8 protein-coding genes are annotated in these 7,019 nt (G+C 71.4%); 5 read left to right on the top strand and 3 right to left on the bottom strand.

The genetic code is table 11. The annotated features are described in order from the left end of the window. A partial coding sequence (locus tag FAF44_RS51090; protein WP_237110743.1) for an ROK family protein occupies window positions 1-847 on the bottom strand: 847 nt, incomplete at its 3' end. 82 nt (window positions 848-929) lie between these two features. Here FAF44_RS51090 and FAF44_RS51085 point away from each other — a divergent pair. From FAF44_RS51085 to FAF44_RS51065, 5 genes are all read left to right on the top strand, one after another. Then, window positions 930-1,736, top strand: a complete 807-nt coding sequence (locus FAF44_RS51085) for a GNAT family N-acetyltransferase (RefSeq protein ID WP_237110742.1) — start codon at window positions 930-932, stop codon at window positions 1,734-1,736. 62 nt (window positions 1,737-1,798) lie between these two features. Continuing rightward, entirely contained in the window at window positions 1,799-2,812 is a 1,014-nt protein-coding gene (locus FAF44_RS51080) for a phosphotransferase family protein (RefSeq protein ID WP_237110741.1), read from the top strand. Between the two features lie 118 nt (window positions 2,813-2,930). After that, on the top strand, window positions 2,931-3,209 hold the full coding sequence (locus FAF44_RS51075) for a hypothetical protein (RefSeq protein WP_237110744.1): 279 nt from the start codon (window positions 2,931-2,933) through the stop codon (window positions 3,207-3,209). Window positions 3,210-3,266: 57 nt separating this feature from the next. Beyond that, window positions 3,267-4,118 carry a helix-turn-helix transcriptional regulator gene (locus tag FAF44_RS51070; RefSeq protein WP_237110740.1) on the top strand — a complete coding sequence of 284 codons (852 nt, stop codon included), beginning with the start codon at window positions 3,267-3,269 and terminating at the stop codon, window positions 4,116-4,118. 69 nt (window positions 4,119-4,187) lie between these two features. Beyond that, entirely contained in the window at window positions 4,188-4,454 is a 267-nt protein-coding gene (locus tag FAF44_RS51065; protein WP_237110739.1) for a hypothetical protein, read from the top strand. 636 nt (window positions 4,455-5,090) lie between these two features. Here the strand turns inward: FAF44_RS51065 and FAF44_RS51060 are convergent. Together FAF44_RS51060 and FAF44_RS51055 are read right to left on the bottom strand one after the other, a co-directional pair. Continuing rightward, a complete protein-coding gene (locus tag FAF44_RS51060) occupies window positions 5,091-6,056 on the bottom strand; it encodes an ABC transporter substrate-binding protein (protein ID WP_237110738.1) in 966 nt (321 codons plus the stop codon). Window positions 6,057-6,070: 14 nt separating this feature from the next. Then, a partial coding sequence (locus tag FAF44_RS51055; protein WP_237110737.1) for an ABC transporter permease occupies window positions 6,071-7,019 on the bottom strand: 949 nt, incomplete at its 5' end.

Genomic DNA, 7,019 nt, shown 5'->3' with positions numbered 1-7,019 from the left:
GTCCCGCCCCCATGAGGCCCGCCGTCGCCCCGAGGCCCGACACCCGCAGCCGTGGCGCCCGCCGCCGCCCGAGCCGCCCGGCCAGCCGCTCCCGCAGCGGGCCGAGCAGGGCCTCCCCGGCCCGCGACACCCCGCCGCCGATGACGACGGCCGCCGGGTCCAGCAGCAGCGTGTACGTGGTCAGGGCCAGCGCGAGCGCCTCCACGGCCTCGTCCCACACCGCCACGGCCCGCGCGTCGCCGTCCAGGACCAGCCGGAGCACCTCCTCGGCCCCGGCGACGCCGCACCGCGCCGCGACCGCCCCGCCGGAGGCGTAGGCCGCCAGACAGCCCCGCTGCCCGCACCCGCACGCGAGCCCGTCCGGCCGGACGGGGATGTGCCCGATCTGCCCGGCCCATCCACCGGCGCCCCCGTGCAGCGCGCCCGACAGCACCACGGCCCCCGCGATCCCGGTGCCGATGGGCAGGTACAGCACGTCCCGCTCGGCCGCCCCGTACGCGAGTTCCGCCTCCCCCGCCGACCGCACGTCGTGACCGAGCGCCACCGGCAGGTCCACGTCGCCGGCGAACGCGGCGGCGGGCACGTCCCGCCACCCGAAGGCGGCCGAGAAGACCGCGTGCGTGGGCGTGACCAGCCCCGGCACCGCCAGGCCGACCGCCGGCGGGCGCACGCCGTCCCTGGGGCGGGCGAGGTCGGCGACGAAGGAGGAGACGGCGGCGATGACGCGTTCCGGCCCGTCCGCGCGTGGTGTGGGGCGGCGTTCGAAGTGGCGGATCGTCCCGTCCCTGGCGACGAGCCCGCCCTTCATCGTGGTGCCGCCGACGTCGATCGCCGCGACGTACCGCATTCGTCCTCCGCTCCCGAACGACCCGGCGACGCGCCGGAAATCACTTTGAGGCGTACCTCGCCCATGGAGAAGAATGCCCGCCATGGAGTTGCGCCGCCTCACCCGAACCGATCTCGACGACTGCACCCGCCTGGCCGAGGACCGCGGCTGGCTGCCCGAGCGGCACAAGTGGGGCCTGCTGTTCGAGATCGGCGAGGTATACGGCATCGACGCCCCCGACGGCGACGGCCTGGCGGCCACGAACGTCCTGACCCGCTACGGCGACGACCACGCCGCGATCAGCATGGTCCTGACGGCCGCCAGGTTCGAGCGGCGCGGGCTGGGCCGGCGCCTCATGGAGCACGTGCTGGAGCAGGCGTCCGGCCGCACCGTCTCGCTGTACGCGACCGACCTGGGCCGCCCCCTGTACGAGCGGCTCGGCTTCCGCGTCGTCGGCCGCGCCGCGAAGCACACGGGCGTCTTCAAGGGCGAGCCCTCGGGACGCACCCGCCTCGCCACGCAGGCGGACCTCGACGGCATCCTGCGGCTCGACGCGGAGGCGTTCGGCACCGACCGGTCGGCGGCGCTGCGGCGGATGTTCGGCTTCGGCGAGCGGGTGCGGGTCGCCGAAGGCGGCTTCGGCCACTGCTGGCGCAACGACGACAACACGGTGATCGGCCCCGTCGTGGCCGGTGACGAGGAGACGGCCAGGGCGCTGATCGGCGATCTGGCGCTCGACGCGGGCGGCGTGGTGCGGATGGACTTCGACCTGTCCAAGGAGCCGATCATCGCGTGGGCGGGCGAGCACGGCATCGGCGAACCGTGGCAGGTCTCGATGATGGTGCTCGACGGCGACCTGCCCGGCGACCGGGCGCGCCAGTGGCTGCCGTACATGCAGGCGCTGGGTTGACCGTGCGCGCGGCGCTCTCGTAGGGTCGGGCACCAGAACATCGTTCTGTCGAAGGGCCGCACATGTCCGCCACCCACATCGACGTCAGCGCCGTCGACTTCGACCAGCTCGGCGCGTGGATGGACGCCGAAGGGCTGCCCGGCGGCCCGATCCTCGGCCCGGCGCCGGTCCTGGGCGGCACGCAGAACGTCATGGTCCGCTTCGAGCGCGGCGGCCGGCCGTACATCCTGCGCCGGCCGCCCCTGCACGCCCGCCGCAAGAGCAACGAGGTGCTGCGCCGCGAGGCGCGGGTGCTGGCGGCGTTGCGCGACACACCCGTGCCCGCGCCCCGGCTGGTGGCCGCCCAGACGCTGCGCGAGCCGGTGTTCTACCTGATGGAGCCGGTGGACGGGTTCAACCCGTCGACGGGGCTGCCGGAGCCGCACGCCTCCGATCCCGCGATCAGGCACCGGATGGGGCTGGAGGCCGCCGCCGCACTGGCCGAACTGGGCCGGATCGACCCTGCGGTGCTGCCGGGCTTCGGACGGCCCGAGGGCTTCCTGGAACGGCAGGTGCCGCGCTGGCTGAAGGAGCTCGACTCCTACGCCGAGCTCGACGGCTACCCCGGCCCGGACATCCCCGGCCTGCGGGAGACGGCCGCCTGGCTCACCAGCCACCTCCCCCGCGCGTTCACACCCGGCGTCATGCACGGCGACTACCATTTCGCGAACCTGATGTTCGCCCCCGACAGCCCGCGCGTGGCCGCGATCGTGGACTGGGAGATGTGCACGATCGGCGACCCGCTCGTGGACCTGGGCTGGCTGGTGGCCATGTGGCCGGCCGGCAACGAGCACGTCCCGGGGCTGCCGCCGCCCCGGGAGATCATCGCGTACTACGCGGCGCTGTCGGATCGGGACCTGTCGGACGTCGGCTGGTACGCGGTCATGGCCTGCTTCAAGCTCGGCATCGTGCTCGAGGGCAGCCACGCCAGGGCGTTCGCCGGGAAGGCCCCCAAGGACATCGGCGACCTGCTGCACGCGACGACGCTGCGCTTGTTCGAGCGGGCCCAGGAGTTCATGAACGGCTCCCTCGGCTGACGCGCCGGCCTGCGTTACGAACGGGCATTTATCACGATTTCGGGAAAAACGATCAGTTCCCCCGTTTCTCGACATACAATTGCGCGCAATTGCACAGAGCTATCGGGGAAGGATCGTCATGCGCATGCGGTTCCTCGGCTCCACCTCGGAGGCGGGCGCCTGCCCCACCCTTTACGAGACCGATCGCGGCACCATCGTCGTGCAAGGTCTGCAAGTCACCGACGCGGAGGCGCTCGCGGACCTCCGTGACGTCCTCGAAGGCGAGACGGCGGTCGAGATCCCCCGCGAGCTCATCACCGAGATCGCCCGCCGCGTCCTGCCGGCCGCGACGGAAACCCAGGCCCATGAAGCAAACGCTTTCCCGACACCACCGCGAACACACTCCGCAACCAGTTGATTACAATTCCACGGGGCCCTGGCATGATCGGCGGCGACAAGGCTAGCCTCTTGCCGCGTGACGTCGTTCCAGCAGGCGCGAATCGACCTCGGCGGCCAGCTCCGCCAGCTCCGCGAGGCCGCCCATCTGTCGGGCAAGGAGCTGGCCGAACGGCTGCGCTGGCAGCCGTCCAAGGTCTCGCGCCTGGAGAACGCCCGCCAGACGGCGACCGAGGATGACGTGGTCGTGTGGGCGCAGGCGGTCAACGCCTCGCCCGACACGACCGACGTGCTGATCAGCCAGTCGATCGCGCTGCTGGAGCGGCACGACGACTGGAAGCAGCGCCACCGCAGCGGCCTGGCCGCGATCCAGGAGGACGTCCGCGACCTGGAGGCGCGCACGAAGGTCTTCCGCGTCTTCGAGCCCGGCATCATCGTCGGCCTGCTGCAGACCTCCGAGTACGCCAGGCACGTGTTCCAGAAGGTCAAGCGGCTCTACAGCGCCGCCGACCAGATCGACGCGGCGGTCCGGGTGCGCATGCAACGCCAGGAGATCCTCTACGACCGCACGCGCACGTTCAGGTTCGTCGTGACCGAGGCCGCGCTGCGCATGCCGCTGGCCCCGCCCGAGGTGATGCGCGGCCAGCTCGACCGCCTGCTCGCCGTCAGCACCCTGCCGAACGTCGAGTTCGGCGTGATCCCCTTCCGCACCGAGCTGCCCGCCAACCCGATCAACGGCTTCTGGATCTACAACGAGGCCATGGTCGCGGTCGCCACGATGACGAAGGACCTGATCCTCCGCGATCCCGACGACATCGCCTTCTACGTACGAGCTTTCGACGACTACGCGAAGGTGACGGAGTTCGAGGAGTCGGGGCGAGAAGTCATCATCTCCATACTCGACGAATACCGGAAACAAACTCCACATTAACCGCAGCAATTGCTTGCGACCCACCACAAGATCGTGCAATTCTGTCGCGAGACGTTGCGGAGGTGACGCATGATGCTGGATATCGCGCTCAGCCTTGAGCGGTTCGCCTGGTATGCGGGTCGGCATGCCGACCTGTCCGTCCAGAACGTCGCCCTGGCCAGCGACCCGGCGTACGTCTCGGTCCGCAACCGTTTCTCGGCCACCCTCGCGGAGACCGTGACCTGCTCCGACGAGGGCGCCTTCATCACCTCGTGGGGCTACCGCCTGGGCACCTCGGACGACGTCGAGTCCGCCGCCGCCCGCCTCGCCTTCCTCCTGGCCGCCCTGCCCGCCTGAACGGGCTGCCCACGTCGGGGGCCGTCCGGGAGGACGGCCGGGATCCGGTGCGCGTCGATCGTCTCGGTCGCAGGACCCCGCCTGATCGAAGCGCCGGCCGCCCGAGAAACCCGCCCAGGAACGCCGGCCGACCCGGCTCGACCGTCCGGCGCCCAGCACCACCCGCCCGGCCTCCTCCAGCCCGCAGAACACCCAGCAGGCTGCCTTGGACGCACACCCGCGTGCTCCCCCCACCTCCACCGAACGCCCGAACCTCGGCGAGCAACCCACCCGTGCAAAACCACACCCCGCACCAGCCGATGCACCCGACCAGCCATCACACCCCGACAACCCGAGCCCTCATCTCCACCGGGACGCGCCGCCCGCAGCGGGCGACGGCGGCCAGGCGCTCGGCGTGCGGAGCCCCACCTGCCGCCGCGTGGCCATCACGGGAGGAACAGACGCCCGAGTTGACGGGCGGCCGGCTCGTCGCCCCGAATCCGCTCCCGAACGAGAGCGGCCGACTCGGTCACGGAGAGGACACGGGCGGCGGCAACATACCGCCGATAGGGAAGGCAAGGCCGAACAAGCCGTGCCGAGGTCGCGGGCAAACCAGGTTGAAGCAAACCCCACCGGGCCGGCGATGGGCCCGGCCGGTCAGCAGCCGGCCTTGTAGAGCACCTTCCCGACCTCGGGCTGGTCCACGTTCTCGGTGGTGACGATCGTGGCGTCGGTCGGGATCGACGGCGTCACCTGCTGCCCCCGGACCGCCGCGACGGCCTGCTCGACCCCCTTGGCGCCGATGTCGGCGGGCAACTGCGCGATCAACGCCTGCACGACACCGTCCCTGAGCTGCTTGACCTGTGCGGGGCCCGCGTCGAAGCCGACCATCTTGACCAGTCCGAGCTTGCCCGCCTGCTGGAGCGCCGTGCCCGCGCCGGTGGCCGAGTTGAGGTTCGTGGCGAACACCCCGGCGAGGTCGGCGTCCTTGGCCAGCGCCGCGTTCATGATCCGGGATGCCTCGCCGACGTCGTTGTGCGAGTACTGCACCCCCACATAGGTGATCCCCGGGTGGCTCGCCTTGATCTCGTCCTCGAAGCCCTTGATCCGCGCGTCCACCGTGCTGACCCCGGGGTCGGTGGAGATCACCAGCACCTTGCCCGCGCCCTCGATCTGTTCCGACAGTGCCTTGGCCGCCGCCGCACCGCCCTTGACGTTGTCGGTGCTGATCCGGGACAGGCCGATGCCCGGGTCCTCGACCACCGTGTCCACCAGGATGATCTTGATGTTCTGCTGCTTGGCCTGCGTCAGCGGCGCGATCATGGCCTTGACGTCGGTCGGCGCGACGAGTATCGCGTCCGGACGACCCGCGACGACCGAGTTGACGATCGGCGTCTGCAACGTCGGATCGAACTTCTGCGGACCCTGCACGTCGAGCGTCACCCCGAGTTCGCCGGCCCTGGCCCGCGCCCCGCACGCCATGGTCTCGTAGAACTCCTCCCCCGCCAGCCCCTGCACGAGCGTCACCCGGATCTGACCGCTGCCGCCGTCACCGCCCGGGCCTGCGCAGGCGGTGATCACGAGCAGCATCGCTCCGAGAGCGGCCATGGCCTTCTTGCTCATGGGTGGTGCCTCCTTCACTGATCTCTGGCCCGGCGCCGCCACTGGTCGACGTAGACGGCGGCCACGAGCACGGCCCCCACCACCACCTGCTGCCAGAACGGCCGCACGCCGAGAATCTGGAAGCCGTTCTGGAGGACGACGGGGATGAACACGCCGATGACCGTGCCGGCGACCGTCCCGACCCCGCCGAACAGGGACGTGCCGCCGATCACCACGGCGGCGATGGCCTGCAGGTTGTCGGTGGAGTGCGCGGAGACGCCGGTGATGCCGTACTTGGCCAGCGACAGGTGCCCGGCCAGCCCCGCCAGGAGCCCGGCCAGGCCGTACACCTTGATCAGATGCCCGCGCACGGCCACACCGCCGCGCCGGGCGGCCTCGGCGTTGGAGCCGATCGCGTACGTGTGACGGCCGAAGCGGGTGACGGCGAGCGCCAGGGCCAGGGCGGCGGTGATGACGGCGCAGATCCACACGATCAGCGGCACGCCGAACCAGCGCGCCAGCCCGAGCCCCAGGGTCAGGTCGGCGGGCGCGCGCAGATCGACGCCCCCGGTCAGCAGCAGTGCCCCACCGAGCGACATGCCGAGCGTGCCCAGCGTCACGATCAGCGCCGGGATCCGGCCCAGCGCGACCAGCACGCCGTTCAGCACACCCCAGGCCAGTCCGGTGCCGACCGCGCCCGCCGCGCCCAGCACCGGCGAGCCCGTGCCCTCGATGACCCTGGCCGCCACCACGGCGGAGAACACCAGCACGCCACCGACCGACAGGTCGATCCCCGCCGTGATGATCACGAACGTCATGCCGGTGGCCAGCAGGAGCAGAATGGCGGCGTCGCTCACCAGGTTGAGCAGGTTGAACGAGGTCGGGAACGCGTGCGGCGCCAGCACCGAGAACACGATCAGCAGGACGGCCAGCACCAGCCCGATCCACACGACCGGTAACCCGCCCAGCCGAACCCCCTTCACC

Source organism: Nonomuraea sp. MG754425, from assembly GCF_021699195.1.
Lineage (GTDB): Bacteria > Actinomycetota > Actinomycetes > Streptosporangiales > Streptosporangiaceae > Nonomuraea.
The sequence above is the reverse complement of the archived record's forward strand: the minus strand, read 5'-3'. Positions and strand labels throughout refer to the sequence as shown.

Excerpts from the sequence above, each read along its gene's own strand:
- FAF44_RS51080 (WP_237110741.1), top strand. The coding sequence starts at position 1,799 with ATGTCCGCCACCCACATCGACGTCAGCGCCGTCGACTTCGACCAGCTC.
- FAF44_RS51065 (WP_237110739.1), top strand. The coding sequence starts at position 4,188 with ATGATGCTGGATATCGCGCTCAGCCTTGAGCGGTTCGCCTGGTATGCG.
- FAF44_RS51085 (WP_237110742.1), top strand. The coding sequence starts at position 930 with ATGGAGTTGCGCCGCCTCACCCGAACCGATCTCGACGACTGCACCCGC.
- FAF44_RS51060 (WP_237110738.1), bottom strand. The coding sequence starts at position 6,056 with ATGAGCAAGAAGGCCATGGCCGCTCTCGGAGCGATGCTGCTCGTGATC.
- FAF44_RS51075 (WP_237110744.1), top strand. The coding sequence starts at position 2,931 with ATGCGCATGCGGTTCCTCGGCTCCACCTCGGAGGCGGGCGCCTGCCCC.